The organism is Pseudoclavibacter sp. JSM 162008 (genome assembly GCF_041366455.1).
Taxonomy (GTDB): domain Bacteria; phylum Actinomycetota; class Actinomycetes; order Actinomycetales; family Microbacteriaceae; genus Pseudoclavibacter.
Map to the genome: position 1 here is coordinate 158,258 of NZ_JBEWYX010000006.1, position 14,127 is coordinate 172,384.

General features: G+C 68.9%; 15 protein-coding genes. 7 read left to right on the plus strand and 8 right to left on the minus strand.

Annotated features, from left to right (window positions below):
* Positions 1-35: 35 nt before the first annotated feature.
* The gene (gene ppsA, locus ABVF28_RS07200; protein WP_371029987.1) at positions 36-2,459 is read left to right on the plus strand and encodes a phosphoenolpyruvate synthase; all 2,424 of its coding nucleotides are present in this window, start codon (positions 36-38) and stop codon (positions 2,457-2,459) included.
* A 191-nt stretch (positions 2,460-2,650) separates the two neighbouring features.
* Positions 2,651-3,130, plus strand: coding sequence for a CinA family protein (locus ABVF28_RS07205; RefSeq protein WP_371029988.1), 480 nt, complete (start codon positions 2,651-2,653; stop codon positions 3,128-3,130).
* Between the two features lie 92 nt (positions 3,131-3,222).
* Here ABVF28_RS07205 and ABVF28_RS07210 read toward each other — a convergent pair whose 3' ends face one another.
* The 8 genes from ABVF28_RS07210 to glgX form a co-directional block, all read right to left on the minus strand.
* Positions 3,223-3,396, minus strand: a complete 174-nt coding sequence (locus ABVF28_RS07210) for a CsbD family protein (RefSeq protein WP_104254193.1) — start codon at positions 3,394-3,396, stop codon at positions 3,223-3,225.
* A gap of 75 nt (positions 3,397-3,471) precedes the next feature.
* On the minus strand, positions 3,472-4,077 hold the full coding sequence (locus ABVF28_RS07215; protein WP_371029989.1) for a hypothetical protein: 606 nt from the start codon (positions 4,075-4,077) through the stop codon (positions 3,472-3,474).
* Positions 4,074-4,655, minus strand: coding sequence for a DUF6286 domain-containing protein (locus ABVF28_RS07220; RefSeq protein WP_371029990.1), 582 nt, complete (start codon positions 4,653-4,655; stop codon positions 4,074-4,076). The genes ABVF28_RS07215 and ABVF28_RS07220 overlap by 4 nt, the downstream gene beginning before the upstream one ends.
* The gene (locus tag ABVF28_RS07225) at positions 4,652-5,032 is read right to left on the minus strand and encodes a hypothetical protein (protein ID WP_104313131.1); all 381 of its coding nucleotides are present in this window, start codon (positions 5,030-5,032) and stop codon (positions 4,652-4,654) included. The genes ABVF28_RS07220 and ABVF28_RS07225 overlap by 4 nt, the downstream gene beginning before the upstream one ends.
* Positions 5,029-5,229, minus strand: a complete 201-nt coding sequence (locus ABVF28_RS07230; protein ID WP_104313129.1) for a DUF2273 domain-containing protein — start codon at positions 5,227-5,229, stop codon at positions 5,029-5,031. Before ABVF28_RS07230 ends, ABVF28_RS07225 begins: the two co-directional genes overlap by 4 nt.
* Complete coding sequence (locus ABVF28_RS07235; protein ID WP_371029991.1) at positions 5,226-5,693, minus strand: Asp23/Gls24 family envelope stress response protein; 468 nt, start codon at positions 5,691-5,693, stop codon at positions 5,226-5,228. Before ABVF28_RS07235 ends, ABVF28_RS07230 begins: the two co-directional genes overlap by 4 nt.
* Before the next feature lie 114 nt (positions 5,694-5,807).
* Positions 5,808-6,413, minus strand: coding sequence for an RBBP9/YdeN family alpha/beta hydrolase (locus ABVF28_RS07240; RefSeq protein WP_371029992.1), 606 nt, complete (start codon positions 6,411-6,413; stop codon positions 5,808-5,810).
* Between the two features lie 113 nt (positions 6,414-6,526).
* A complete protein-coding gene (gene glgX / locus ABVF28_RS07245) occupies positions 6,527-8,572 on the minus strand; it encodes a glycogen debranching protein GlgX (protein ID WP_371029993.1) in 2,046 nt (681 codons plus the stop codon).
* 194 nt (positions 8,573-8,766) lie between these two features.
* Here glgX and ABVF28_RS07250 point away from each other — a divergent pair, with 194 nt between their 5' ends.
* The 5 genes from ABVF28_RS07250 (at position 8,767) to nagB (ending at position 14,058) form a co-directional block, all read left to right on the plus strand.
* Positions 8,767-9,069, plus strand: a complete 303-nt coding sequence (locus ABVF28_RS07250) for a DUF427 domain-containing protein (protein WP_104313119.1) — start codon at positions 8,767-8,769, stop codon at positions 9,067-9,069.
* Positions 9,070-9,197: 128 nt separating this feature from the next.
* Positions 9,198-10,175: an SDR family NAD(P)-dependent oxidoreductase gene (locus tag ABVF28_RS07255; protein WP_371029994.1), complete on the plus strand. Its 978-nt coding sequence runs from the start codon at positions 9,198-9,200 to the stop codon at positions 10,173-10,175.
* A 176-nt stretch (positions 10,176-10,351) separates the two neighbouring features.
* Complete coding sequence (locus ABVF28_RS07260) at positions 10,352-11,068, plus strand: GntR family transcriptional regulator (RefSeq protein ID WP_371029995.1); 717 nt, start codon at positions 10,352-10,354, stop codon at positions 11,066-11,068.
* Positions 11,069-11,162: 94 nt separating this feature from the next.
* Positions 11,163-13,088: an N-acetylglucosamine-specific PTS transporter subunit IIBC gene (nagE, locus tag ABVF28_RS07265; protein ID WP_371029996.1), complete on the plus strand. Its 1,926-nt coding sequence runs from the start codon at positions 11,163-11,165 to the stop codon at positions 13,086-13,088.
* 187 nt (positions 13,089-13,275) lie between these two features.
* Complete coding sequence (nagB, locus tag ABVF28_RS07270) at positions 13,276-14,058, plus strand: glucosamine-6-phosphate deaminase (RefSeq protein ID WP_371029997.1); 783 nt, start codon at positions 13,276-13,278, stop codon at positions 14,056-14,058.
* Positions 14,059-14,127: the final 69 nt, after the last annotated feature.

Sequence of the window (14,127 nt, forward strand, 5' to 3'; positions counted from 1 at the left end):
AACAACCGTCAACGACGACACCAGAAGGACCCACCATGACGCTGCTCCACGAACCCCCGCTCTCCGCAGACACCGGCGCATCCGCCCGCGACGATGTCTACGTGCTCCCCTTCAGCGCCGTGCGGCTCGGCGATATCCCCGAGGTCGGCGGCAAGAACGCCTCGCTCGGCGAGCTCATCGCCAACCTGCAGGATGCCGGGGTGCGTGTCCCCGACGGCTTCGCGACGACGGCGAGCGCCTTCAATCGACACCTGCGCGAGACGGGCATCGACACGTGGATCCGCGGCGAGATCGTGGGCCTCGACGTCGACGACGTGGCGCGCCTCGCGATCGTCGGGGCCCGCATCCGCGCCCGCATCGAAGCTGCGCCGCTCGCACCCGAACTCGAGGCCGCCATCCGGAAGGCGTTCGCGGCGCTGGAGGCCGAGACCGACGGTCAGCTCCTCGTCGCGGTGCGCTCAAGCGCGACCGCCGAGGACCTGCCGGACGCGTCGTTCGCGGGGCAGCAGGAGACGTTCCTCAACATCGCCGGCATCGAGAACGTGCTCGCCGCCACCCGCAAGGTCTTCGCGTCGCTCTTCACCGATCGGGCCATCGCCTACCGCGTGCACCAGGGCTACGCGCACACCGGGGTCGCGATCTCGGTCGGCGTGCAGCGCATGGTGCGTTCCGACGAGGGCGCGGCGGGAGTCATGTTCAGCGTCGACACCGAGTCGGGCTACGACGGCGCGGTGTTCGTGACGAGCGCCTACGGGCTCGGTGAAGGGGTTGTGCAGGGCGCGGTCAACCCCGACGAGTTCACGGTGCACAAGCGCACCCTCCGCGAGGGGCGGCCCGCCGTTCTGTCGCGCCGAGTCGGCAGCAAGGCGACGCGCATGGTCTTCACGGAGGACACCCGCGTCGGGCGCACCACCGAGTTCGTCGAGACGGTACCGGATGCACAGCGCCGGTTCTCGGTCACGGACGCCGAGGTCATTGAGCTGGCCCAGGCGGCCGTCGCGATCGAGGAGCACTACGGCCGCCCGATGGACATCGAGTGGGGCAAGGATGGCATCGACGGGCGCACCTACATCCTGCAGGCGCGACCCGAGACGGTCGTCTCGCAGCGGGCCGCTGGCACCCTCGAGCGGCACAGCCTGCTGAAGCGCGGCGCGACGCTTGTCGAGGGTCGGGCGATCGGGCAGCGCATCGGCGCGGGCGTCGTGCGGCTGCTCACCTCACCGTCGCAGATGAGTGAGTTCCAGCAGGGCGACGTGCTGGTGGCCGACATGACCGACCCCGATTGGGAGCCGATCATGAAGCGCGCATCAGCGATCGTCACGAACCGCGGCGGCCGCACCTGCCACGCGGCGATCATCGCCCGCGAGCTCGGCGTGCCCGCCGTGGTCGGGGCAGGGAATGCGACCGAGCGCCTCGCCGACGGCGACGAGGTCACCGTGACCTGCGCCGACGGGGAGACCGGGGCGGTGCTCGCGGGCTTCCTGTCCATCGAGGTCGAACGCATCGAGCTCGACTCGTTCCCGGAGCTGCCGGGCAAGATCATGCTCAACGTCGGCAACCCGGATGCAGCGTTCACGCTCGCCGCCCTGCCGAACGACGGGGTGGGGCTCGCGCGCATGGAGTTCGTCATCTCGCGCCAGATCGGCGTGCACCCTCGTGCGCTGCTCGAGCTGGACGACCAGGAGGCGAGCATCCGCGCCGCCATCGACGAGCGCATCGCCGCCTACGACTGTCCCGCGGACTTCTTCGTGCGGCGCCTCGCCGAGGGCGTCGCGACGCTCGCGGCGGCCTTCGACGGGAAGCCCGTCATCGTGCGGCTCTCGGACTTCAAGTCGAACGAGTACGCCGGCCTGCTTGGCGGTGCCCGCTACGAGCCGGTCGAGGAGAACCCGATGCTCGGCTTCCGCGGGGCGTCCAGGTACATCTCCGCCGAATTCGCGGAGGCGTTTGCGCTCGAGTGCGAGGCGATCAGGCTGGTTCGGGATGACATGGGGTTCACGAACGTGAAGGTCATGATCCCGTTCGTGCGGACGGTCGAGGAGGCGCGTGCCGTTGTCGAGCGTATCGCCGAGAACGGGCTGCGCCGCGGCCAGAACGGCCTCGAGGTGATCATGATGTGCGAGGTTCCCTCGAACGCGCTCCTCGCGGAGCAGTTCCTCGAGGTCGTCGATGGCTTCTCGATCGGCTCGAACGACCTCACGCAGCTGACGCTCGGCATCGACCGCGACTCGGCGCTCATCGCGGACAGCTTCGACGAGCGCAACCCCGCCGTCCTTCGGCTCATCGACCTGGCGATCGAGGCCTGCACGAAGCACGGCCGGTACGTCGGCATCTGCGGGCAGGCGCCGAGCGACCACCCGGAGCTCGCCCAGTACCTCTTCGACCGCGGCATCTCCTCGCTGTCGCTCAACCCCGACACGGTCGTCGAGACGTGGGCGAGGCTCGCTGCGAATCGCTGAGGCTGATGCGCGATTGAGTTCGCGCAGCCGGCGTCCCACCTGTGGGAGGGACGCCGACTCACCGGACACCTGGATCCCGATCGACCGCGCGTAACTGCTCAGCCAGCCCCGGGCAGGACTCCCGCGTCGCTCTGCGGACACGCTCACCACGTACTCCGCGACCGTTCAGCGCACGTTCCTACGATGCTGCAATGGCACAGCTCAGTGACGAGAACCTCATCGAGACCATCGCCGAACGACTCGCGGAGACGGGCCGCACCCTGAGCGTGGCCGAGTCCCTGACCTGCGGCAGGGTCGCCTCCACGCTCGGCAGCGGACCTGACACGAAGACGTGGCTGCGCGGCGGAGTCGTCGCCTACCAGACGGAGGTGAAGCAGCGCGTCCTCGGTGTGACGCCGGGCCCGGTCGTCTCGGCCCGGTGCGCCGAGGAACTCGCGGTCGGCGTGGCACGGCTGCTCGAGTCCGACGTCTCCATCGCGACGACCGGTGCGGGCGGCCCCGGACCGGAAGAAGGCGAACCGGAAGGCACCGTGTTCCTGGGCTGGAGTGTCGACGGAGTCGTCGGCAGTGAGCGCCACGACTTCGAGGGGGAGCCCGCCGAGATCCTCGACCAGACCGTCCGTCAGGTGCTGGAACGGCTGGAGCGCCTCCTCGCAGCCGGCGAACAGTAGCCAGAGGCGAACCAGCAGCGCACGACGAAGCGGCAGCCGACTGAGTCGACTGCCGCTTCGCGGTGCTGATGCGAGGTACCAGCTGGTGTGACCTACTTCTTGAAGGCGTCCTTGACGTCTTCGCCCGCCTGCTTCACGTTGGCCTTGGCCTGGTCGGCCTTGCCTTCGGCGACGAGCTGCTCGTTGTCGGTGACCTTGCCAACTGCTTCCTTGGCCTTGCCGCCGAACTCTTCAGCTGCGTTCTTGATCTTGTCTCCTGCGCTCATGGCAGTTCCTTTCTGTTGGGGAGATGCGGTGCCGTCGAATTGCGGTGCCGCGGTGGGGAGTTGTGGTGGCGAGTCCTACTGGAGCCGCGTCGACTGCTGCACTCGGGCGCGGAAGCCGCCGCTGAGCTGGAGCAGCACGGGCACCTGCCGGCCGAGCAGCGCATCCAGTGCTTCGAGGTTCTGCTCGACGATCGTGGTCGCGTCTCGAGGTGAGACGCCGCGCCGGCAGGTGGCCGAGACCTTCAGCACCGGGGTGCGCTTCACGTCGTACGCGGAGACGCTTGTCGTGAGGAACTCGTCGCGGGCGCCGAGCGCATCCGAGAGGGCGTCGCGGGCTACCGACACGTCGACGATGGTTCGCCCCGTGTCCGGCGTGCGGTCGCTGACGATCGTGCCGGTGCGCCCCTGTCCCTGGCGGAACGCGAAGACCAGCAGCAGGATGATGCCGATCACCAGGACTGCGACGACGGCGAGGAGGAGCCAGCTGAAGTCGGCGCCGGGGAACGGGGTCTGCTGGAGCCAGCTGCTGGTCTGCGTGTTCACGCCTTCGGAGATGGGTGTCCAGGTGTCTTTCGCCCCTGGCAGCCACGCCCCGACCGCTGCTGCGGCGCCGATGGCGAGGAGGAGGAGGCCGACGGCGGTGATGAGGAGCCGGTTCAGGCCTCGGTTGGTGCTGTTCATGCGCCGACCTTCCCGTTCTCTGCGACGCGGACCTTGGCGGTGACGCGGGGGGTGAGTTCGTACTGTTCGAGCTGCTGGTTGACAGCGGCCGTGATGGCGGCCGCGTCGACGGGGAGCCCGGATGCGGGGGTGAGGTGCACGTCGGCGCGTCGGTGGGAGACCGACACGGTGACGTTGTCCGGGCTGACGTTCCCGGCGTGCGCTGCGTGGCGGGCGAGGGCGGAGGCGATGACCGCGTTGTCGGCGACGGTCGCGGTTCGGGTGGACGAGAGGGTGTGCCGTGCTCGTCGTCCGGGGGCGATGCCCGCGATGAGCAGCACCAGGCCGATGATCGCGACGACCACGCCGGCGATGCCGACGTACTGGGCGGGCTGCTCGAGCACGCCGAGCGCCGAGGCGAACATGTCCGCCGGGGCGACGAGCAGCGCCGGGAGGGCGAGCAGCGACAGGACGATCTCGGTGCCGATCCAGGCCGCGACGAGGATCAGCAGCACGGCGAGGGTGATCGCGAGCGACGAGCGGGGCGAGTGCGTCTCTCGCCGGGAGAGGCGCGAGTACAGGGAGGTGTTGGTGCTCATCTGACTCGCTCCTCTGCCTTGATGTTGAGCCCGGTCACGCGGATGGTGACGAGGCCGACCTGGGACCCGCTGAGGGTCTGCACGCGGTCACGGATGGTGGTCTTCGCGGTCTCGACTCGCTCGAGGAGTGGGCCGCCGCTGCGCTCGAGCGCGCTTGGCTGCTCGCGGATTCGGGCGAGCGAGGGAACCCGGATGGGGGTCCTCACGCGCAACGCGAGCTTGCCGTTGTGGTCGTCGAGGTCGACGCTCACGCTGCCAGCGTCGACCCCGAGCGCGTCACCGGCGACAGCTGACGCAAGACGAGTCAGGGCCTTCGCGGTGAGTCGTGTTGTGCCTCGCTGCGCCGCGCCGCTGAGTGTGGTCGCGGCGGCGCTCATGAGGAGGTGTTCCGTCCTCGGATGACGTCAACGAGGGCGGTCGCGTCGAGCTTTCCTTCGAGGATGCGTCCGATGACGCCGCCGATGATCATCGCGATGGCGACGAAGAAGAACGCCCAGAAGCCGAGGATGATCCAGGTGAGCGCGAGGACCGCGCCGATGAGGATGCCGGTTCGGGTGAGGGATGCCGTGTTCACTGGACTCGCGCTTCTTCCGTCTTGTCGTTGCTGTCGTCTTCGGAGGGGAGGTGCACGTCGTGGACCGTGACGTTGACCTCGGTGACCTCGAGGCCAACGATGGTCTCGATGGCGCGGATCACGTCGGCGCGGACGCCGTCGGCCACGTCCTGCAGCGAGACGGGGTACTCGGCGACGATGGTCACGTCGACCGCGACCTGCTTCTCGCCGACCTCGACGTTGATGCCCTGGCTCTGGTCCGTCGCGTTGATCGCGTTGCGGATGGCGCCGATGGCGCGGGCCGCGCCGCCGCCGAGGTCGTAGACGCCGCGTGCGTCACGAGCGGCGATCCCTGCGACGCGAGCGACGACGCTGTCGACGATCGTCGTCGTGCCGCGTCCGCCCGAGGTGATCGTGGGGACGACGCTGCTGGACGTCTGAGCCGTCTTGGGGGCGGTAGCGGTGGTGGGTGTCGTGTTCGCCATGATGCTCTTCTTTCTCGTCTCTGCCTGGTGCCGACGCACCGTGTGGGCTTGTACAGGTGAGACGCAGGCGACCCCTGATGTGTCACAAACTCGTTTTGCGTTTTCAGGAATCGCTCAGGTTCGGGGCGCGGGGCGGGCCTGGAGGAGCGCATCGAGGACGACCGGGAGGGACGTCATGCCATCCGCTTCGAGGAAGTGCCCGGCCCCCGGTTGCACGCGGATCTCGGCGGAGAGTCGGCGCGCGAGAGCATCGGATGCGGCAGGCGGCACGAGGGTGTCGTCGTCCGAGCGGATGACGACGCGAGTGTCGATGCGATCGGCGACGCGTTCCACATCCACCTCCTCCGCGAGGTACTCGTCGAGGTCGGGGAGCGTGTCGAGCGTCCCGGTGAAGCCGGACACGAAGACGACGCCGCCGAGCCGCCAGTCGCCGAGCTGCGCCGCCAGCGCGCGGAGCGATGTCACGGCGCCGAGCGAATGGCCCACGATCCAGGTCCGCTCGTCGGGGGTTCCCAACGCGAGCGCGACCTCGCGTTCCCAGTCGGCGGCGTTCGGCGCCTCCGGCAGCGGAAGTTCGACGCTCGTCGCCTCGATGCCCCGGTCGGCGAGCGCATCCCGAAGCCACGGGAACCAGTGCGCGTCGACGTTCGCGCGGAAGCCGTGCACGATGATGACGCGGGTCGGGAGGTGGTCGGGAGCTGCGGACGCGGGGGATGCCATGGCCTCAAGCTAGAGCCACGAGTTGCGAGCTGGCGTCGCCGAGCGGGAAGAAGAGGCGATCGGCGCTCCCTGGTCAGCGCTGGACGCAGGGAACGCCGAAGGTGCGTTGACGGTCAGTGCTGGAGCGGCGAACGCAGCAGCGTGAAGGAGCCCTCCTTGACCATGAGGGTCGTCACGGGGTCGCTGACCAGCTGCTCGTCATCGCTCGAGAGCGCCAGCTCCCAGGTGCCGTGCGGCGCATCCGGGACCGTGAACTCGACCGCGTTCTCGGCCGCGTTCAGCAGCAGCGCGAACGAGTCAGCACCCGTGTGCGAGAACACGAACGCGATGGAGCGCGCCTCCGGGTTGTCCCAGTCGGCGTCGTCGAAGCCAAGCGCATCCGACCGCAGCACGTCCACCGTGGCGTCCGCCCCCGTATCGGGTGCCTGCCGGAACCAGACGGGCCGCAGCGCCGGATGCTCGGCGCGCAGCGAGATGAGCGTGCGCGTGAACTCGAGCAGGTCGCCGTCGATGGCCTCCCAGTCGAACCAGGAGATCTCGTTGTCCTGGCAGTAGGCGTTGTTGTTGCCGCCCTGCGTGCGGCCGAGCTCGTCGCCGCCGAGGATCATGGGCACGCCCGCCGAGAGCAGCAGCGTCGCGAGCAGGTTGCGGCGCTTGCGAGCGCGGCGGTCGTTGACTGCCGCATCATCGGTCGGGCCCTCGGCGCCACCGTTCGCCGAGCGGTTGTCGCTCTCGCCGTCCTGGTTGTCCTCGCCGTTCGCGGCGTTGTGCTTGTCGTTGTACGAGGTGAGGTCGGCGAGCGTGAACCCGTCGTGCGCCGTGATGAAGTTCACGCTCGACAGGGGCGAGCGGCGGCTCGCCTCGTACACGTCGGGGGAGCCGAGGATGCGCTGCGCCGTCGTGCCGAGCGTCGCGTCGCTGCCGTTCCAGAAGTCGCGGGCGTCGTCGCGGAACTTGCCGTTCCACTCCGACCAGTCTGCTGGGAACCCGCCCACCTGGTAGCCGGCCGTATCCCACGGCTCGGCGATCATCTTCACGGGCGCGAGCACCGGGTCCTGCTGGATGAGCGTGAGGAAGGCGCTGTGCAGCTCCGCGTCGCCACCCTGCCTGGTGAGGGTCGTGGCGAGGTCGAAGCGGAACCCGTCGACGTGCATCTCCGTCACCCAGTAGCGCAGCGAGTCCATGATGAGGCCGAGCGCCGCCGGGTGGCTGACGTTGACGCTGTTGCCGGTGCCCGTCGTGTCGAAGTAGTGGCTCTCGTCGCCGTCAACCAGCCGGTAGTAGGCGGCGTTGTCGATGCCCTTGAACGACAGCGTCGGGCCCAGATGGTTGCCCTCGGCGGTGTGGTTGTAGACGACGTCGAGGATCACCTCGAGGCCCGCGGCGTGCAGGGCCTTCACGAGCTCCTTGAACTCGGCGACCTGCCCGCCGCCGTCACCCGCGGCTGCGTAGTCGCCGTGCGGCGCGAAGAACCCGATGGAGTTGTAGCCCCAGTAGTTGCGGAGGCCCTTCTCTTCGAGGTGGCTGTCCTGCACGAACTGCTGCACGGGGAGCAGCTCGACGGAGGTCACGCCGAGGTCGACGAGGTGCTTGATGGCGGCGGGATGCGCGAGGCCGGCGTACGTTCCGCGGATCTCCTCCGGCACCTCGGGGTGGAGCTGCGTGAACCCCTTCACGTGCACCTCGTAGATGACGGTCTGGTCGAGCGGGACGCGCGGCGAGGCGTCGTCACCCCAGTCGAAGCTCGGATCGGTGACGACGCTCAGGGGCACGGAGCCCGCCGAGTCGGTGTCATCGCGCTGCTCGGGCTCGTTCATGTCGTGGCCGAACACGGCCTGCGACCAGTTGTACTGGCCCTCGATCGCGCTGGCGTGGGGGTCGAGGAGCAGCTTGTTCACGTTGTGCCGGAGGCCCTGTTCCGGCGCCCACGGGCCGTCGACGCGGATCCCGTAGCGGGAGCCGACCTGCAGCACGTCGACGAAACCGTGGAACACGTGGCCCGTGCGCTCCTCGAGCAGGGTGCGCGTCTCGGCGCCCGACCCGTCGAACGTGCACACGTATACGGCATCGGCGGTCTCGGAGTAGACCGCGAAGTTCGAGCGGCCGGCGACGGTGCTGAAGCCGAGCGGATACGGGCGGGAGCGATCGGAGTGCGACAACGGAAGGCCTTCCAGTGGCGGGGGGAGCGGAGCCCCGGCGCGGAACCCCGCCGTTGAGAGTAGGGCAACCGGCCCGTGGCTCTGCCGACGTTCTCCCAGGTACGCGCGGCGCTCATCCACAGGCATCACCGTTCTCCCAGCCTGTGGGGCGACGCTTCCCGTCTCCCCACTCGATCCCAACCGGAGGAACCACCATGAAGGCAACCGTCAACGGAACCGTCATCGCCGAAGCGCCCGAGTCCGAGCTCGTCGGCATCGAGGGCAACCACTACTTCCCGCCGTCGTCGCTGACGTCAGGGGCATTCACCGAGAGCGCGACGCAGTACACGTGCCCATGGAAGGGGCACGCACAGTACTGGGACGTGGTGACGGATGGCGAGACGCACCGCGACGCTGCCTGGAGCTACCCGGAGCCGTTCGCGGGCGCGGCCGAGAAGGTAGGGCACGACTTCGCCGGCTACGTCGCCTTCGACAAGTCGCAGGTCAGCATCGGCTGACCGACTCCGAGACGGAGTCTGCCTGGGAAGTCAAGGCCGTGCGGGACGTCGGAGCCGCCGCGTAGCTTCGGGGACGTGTCGAGCCCCAATCCCCGTTCCCCCATCCCCGCCGCCGCAGACGAGCAGCCGTGAGCCGGGCGCGCACCATCGTGGTGACCGGCGGGTCGCGGGGCGCGGGCCGCGCGACGGCCCTCGCCTTCGCGCGGCGAGGCGACAACCTCGTCCTCGCAGCCCGCGACGAGATGGCGCTCCGGGCGACCGCCGCCGAATGCGCGGCGCTCGGAGCGCAGACGCTCATCGTGCCGACCGACGTCTCGCGGGCGCCCGAGGTCGACGGCCTCCTCCGCGCGGCGATCGACAGGTTCGGCCGCATCGACGTGTGGGTGGGAGCCGCGGGAGTGCTCGCCTACGGCCGTGTCGAGGAAGTCCCGCCGGAGCTCTTCGACCAGGTCGTGGCCACCAACCTCCTCGGCCAGGTCAACGGCGTGCGCTCCGCGTTGCCCGTGTTCCGTGCGCAGGGCCGCGGGACGTTCGTGCTCATCGCCTCCGTGTTCGGGCACGTCTCGGCCCCGTACGTCTCGTCGTACGTGGCGAGCAAATTCGGTGTGCAGGGGTTCGCGCACTCCCTTCGACAGGAGCTCCTGTCCGAGCCGCGCATCAACGTGCGCGTCGTGTCGCCCGCCACCATCGATACCCCCGGCTATCAGCGGGCAGGCAACAGGACCGGTCGGCAACCCCGAGCGATCCCCCCGGCCGTGTCCCCGCATCGAGTTGCCGCAGCTGTCGTTCGCGCCACGCGCCCCCGAGCCCGCAACTCGAGAACCGTCGGCCGGCTGCAGTCGGCGGGCATCCCGCTCTTCACGCTCTTCCCAGGCGCCTACGATCGTGGGATCCGCGCCACGATGGACCTCGTCGGACTTCGCGGTCCCGCCGACGACACCGACGGAACCGTCCTGCACCCCGTCGCCGACGAGGGCGCCGTCACGGGTGGATGGAGAGCCTCGCAGGCGCGACGACTGGCCATTGGCCTTCTCGGTGTCGGAGTCGCGCTCCTCGCATATCGCTGGTACGGAGGCCCGCGGTCGAGCCGCAGCGAGCTGGGGTGAGGCGCCTCCGAACTGCCGCGGCCCTTGCCGCCCATACATCCGCGCCGTTCGTCGGGTCAGTTTCAGCCCTTCCCGAGGTCGCGAACGGGCGTCAAGTGACCTACCGGCGCAGGCCGGGCGGCGATCGCGAGCCGGATGACCGCGCCCGGGTCCGGACGCGATGGGATACTTGCGACATGGCAAGGCTCAGTGGTTCAACAGCTCTCGAGGGTGTTCGCGCCCTCGCCGCCTCGCTCTCGCCAGGCGAGCTGCTGCCCTCGGAGCGCACGCTCGCAGCGGAGCTCGGAGTCGCGCGGATGACGGTGCGTGCAGCGATCGATGTCCTCGAGCGCGAGGGCCTCGTCCGCACGAAGCGCGGCATCGGCACGGAGAAGCTCGCCCCGCCCGTGTCCCTGCAGGTCCGGCTGCGGTCCTTCGCGAGCGCCGTCCGCGAGCACGGGATGCGCGCCGAGACCCAGGTGCTGTCGTTCGTGCGGAGCACCGACCGCCCCGCCGAGGTGGACGAGCACCTGCAGCTCCCACCGGATGCCGAGACCATCCACCTGCGCCGGCTGCGCCTCGGCGACGACCGCCCGCTCGCGCTCGAGGACGAGTGGCTTCCCGCGGCGCTGGTTCCCCAGCTCAACGAGGAGACGGCGAAGGGGAGTCTCTACGAGATGCTCGAGACTCTCGATCTGCTGCCGACGGAGGGCGTCGAGGTGGTCACGGCCACGTTGCCGAGCCCGGAGGAGATCGAGGTGCTCGGCATCGCCGCGAGCTACCCGGTTCTGCGCCTCACGCGAGCCGCGATCGCCCGTGGCCTGCCCATGTCGTACTCGCGTGCGACGTTCCCGGCGGATCGTTTCGAGCTCACCTTCCCCCTGCAGGAGCGCCTCACGCTGCCCTTCTCGTGAAGTAAACCGCACCACCGACGAACTCTGGTCTATACCAGGGCGGATTTTCCAAGTAGAGTCCCCCTAACTTTTCCTTTGACCACGGAGTCTCGTCATGGAATATCTCCAGAAACTCGGCAAGTCGCTCATGCTGCCGGTGGCTGTCCTGCCGGTAGCGGCCATCCTGTCCGGTATCGGGTACTGGATCCTCAACACGGCCGGCGAGAACTTCGTCCAGGCCTTCTTCACCGCAGCGGGAGGCGCGCTCCTCGACAACCTGCCCCTGCTCTTCGCGCTCGGCGTGGCAATCGGCATGGCATCGAAGCCAGACGGTACCGCCGCGCTCGCGGGACTCGTGTCCTGGCTCGTCGTCACGCGGCTCCTGAGTCCCGAGACGGTCGCCACCCTGCAGGGCATCGCCGTCGAGGACGTGAACATCGGCTTCGGTCGCATCGAGAACGCGTTCGTCGGCATCATCTGCGGCCTCATCGGCGCCTACTGCTACGACAAGTTCAAGGACATCCAGCTGCCGGCCGCCCTGTCGTTCTTCTCGGGCAAGCGCTCCGTCGCGATCGTCACGACCGGCGCATCCCTCGTCGTCGCGCTTGTCCTCTACTTCGTGTGGCCGGTCCTGTTCGGCGGCCTCGTCTCGTTCGGCGAGTGGATGGTCGGGCTCGGCCCGGTCGGCGCCGGTCTCTACGGCTTCTTCAACCGCCTCCTCATTCCGCTTGGCCTGCACCACGCGCTGAACGCGGTGTTCTGGTTCGACGTCGCCGGCATCAACGACCTCGGCAACTTCCTCAACGGCACAGGCACGGCGGGTGTCACCGGCCAGTACATGACGGGCTACTTCCCGATCATGATGTTCGGCCTCCCCGGTGCCGCACTCGCCATGTACCTCACGGCCAAGACCAACCGCCGCAAGGTCACCGCGGGCATCCTGCTGTCCGGCGCCTTCGCGTCGTTCTTCGTCGGCGTCACGGAGCCGCTCGAGTTCGCGTTCATGTTCCTCGCGCCGGCGCTGTACGTCGTCCACGCGATCTTCACCGGAATCTCGATGTTCATCATGGCGCTGCTGCCGGTGCGCATGGGCTTCGGCTTCTCCGGAGGCTTCATCGACCTCATGCTCGGCTGGGTCAACCCGCTGGCGCAGAACCCGTGGGCCATCTTCCTGGCGGGCGCCATCTGGTTCGTCATCTACTTCGTGTCGTTCTACTTCATCATCAAGCGCTTCGACCTGAAGACGCCGGGTCGTGAAGACGAGGAAGTCGAAGTGGATGAGACGTCGACAGGCTCGTCGAAGTTCCTGAGCCAGGCCTCCGCGATCCTCAAGGGGCTCGGCGGCAAGGACAATGTGCTCGAGCTCGACAACTGCGCCACGCGGCTCCGCATGGAGATCGCCGACGTGTCGAAGGTCGATGACGCGGCGATCCGCCGCGCGGGGGCTGCGGGCATCATGAAGCCGGGCGGGAAGTCCGTGCAGGTCATCTACGGCCTCGAGGTGCAGTTCGTGAAGGACGCCATGGAGGACCTCATCGCCGGCCGAGTCGAAGCTCCGGCTCCGGCAGTCGCCGCGCCGGTCGTCGCGGCTGATGCAGGCGCGGGTGAGGTTTCGCAGGGTGGCGTCGCCACGAAGACGGTGCTCACGCTGCGTCAGCCGGTCGCCGGTCGGGTCGTGCCGCTCTCCGAGGTTCCGGATGCGACCTTCTCCGAGGGCATCATGGGGCCAGGTGTCGCAGTCGAGCCGACGGGCGACACCGTGTGGGCTCCAGCTGACGGCACGGTCGCTCACCTCTTCCCGACGAGCCACGCGGTCGCGATGACCCTCGGCGATGGCACCGAGGTGCTTGTCCACGTCGGCGTGGACACCGTGGAGATGAAGGGTCAGGGGTTCGAGACCCTCGTCTCGGTCGGGGATGTGGTCACCGAGGGCACCCCGCTGCTGCGGTTCGACCTCGAGGCCATCCGTGCGGCCGGGCATCCAGTCGTCACGCCGGTCATCGTGCTCGGCGGCGGCGACATCGAGCTGAAGCTGCGCTGAGGCTGACCCGTCGCCGGGGCGAGGGGTGGGCTGCCGGGTTCGGTAGCTCACCCCTTCCGGCCTTCTGGACTAGACCACTCGGGGGATTGTCGGTAAGGTGATGCGCAACACGCCTCGCTGATCAGGCTCGCCATCCATGAGACTGGGCTGAGGAACACCGATCTTCGTCGATCCCTAGGAGCAGCGCATGGAAGTTGTCATCATGGCAGGGCCGGCAGAAGTCGGTGCTTTCGCAGGCGGACGCATCGCGGATGTCGTCCAGGGAAACCCGGAAGCAGTGCTGGGAGTCGCCACGGGCTCGAGCCCCCTGGAGACGTACCGGATGCTCGCCGCCCGCAGGGACGCGGGACTCGACTTCAGCAGGGTGACCGCCTTCGCGCTCGACGAGTACGTCGGCATCCCCCGATCGCATCCGGAGTCCTACCACGCGGTGGTCGGGCGCGAGGTCGTCGAACTGCTCGGCCTGAACCCTGCACGCGTGCACGTCCCCGACGGGCTCGCGTCCGACCTCGACGCGGCCTGCGCCGACTACGAGGCCAAGATCCTCGCCGCTGGAGGCGTCGACGTGCAGCTCCTCGGCATCGGCGCCAACGGGCACATCGGCTTCAACGAGCCCACTTCCTCGCTCTCCTCGCGCACCCGCGTCAAGACGCTCGCCCCGAAGACGCGTGATGACAACGCGCGCTTCTTCGACAAGCCGGAAGACGTGCCGGTGCACTGCCTCACCCAGGGGCTCGGCACCATCCTCGACGCGAGAAGCGTCGTGCTCGTCGCCCAAGGCGCGTCGAAGGCGCGCGCCGTCGCAGCCATGGTCGAGGGCCCCGTCTCCTCGATGTGGCCCGGCTCCGTGCTCCAGCTGCACCGCCGCGCGACGATCGTCATCGACGAAGCCGCGGCATCCGAGCTCACCATGGCCGACTACTACCGGTACACGGTCGAGCACCGCGCCGGGGTGCAGCCGCAGGCGTAGGCGGGCCCACCTGGCCGGTGGCGCGGATCGGCTGTCGCAGGCCGATCCGCGCCACGGGCGTTCGTGGTG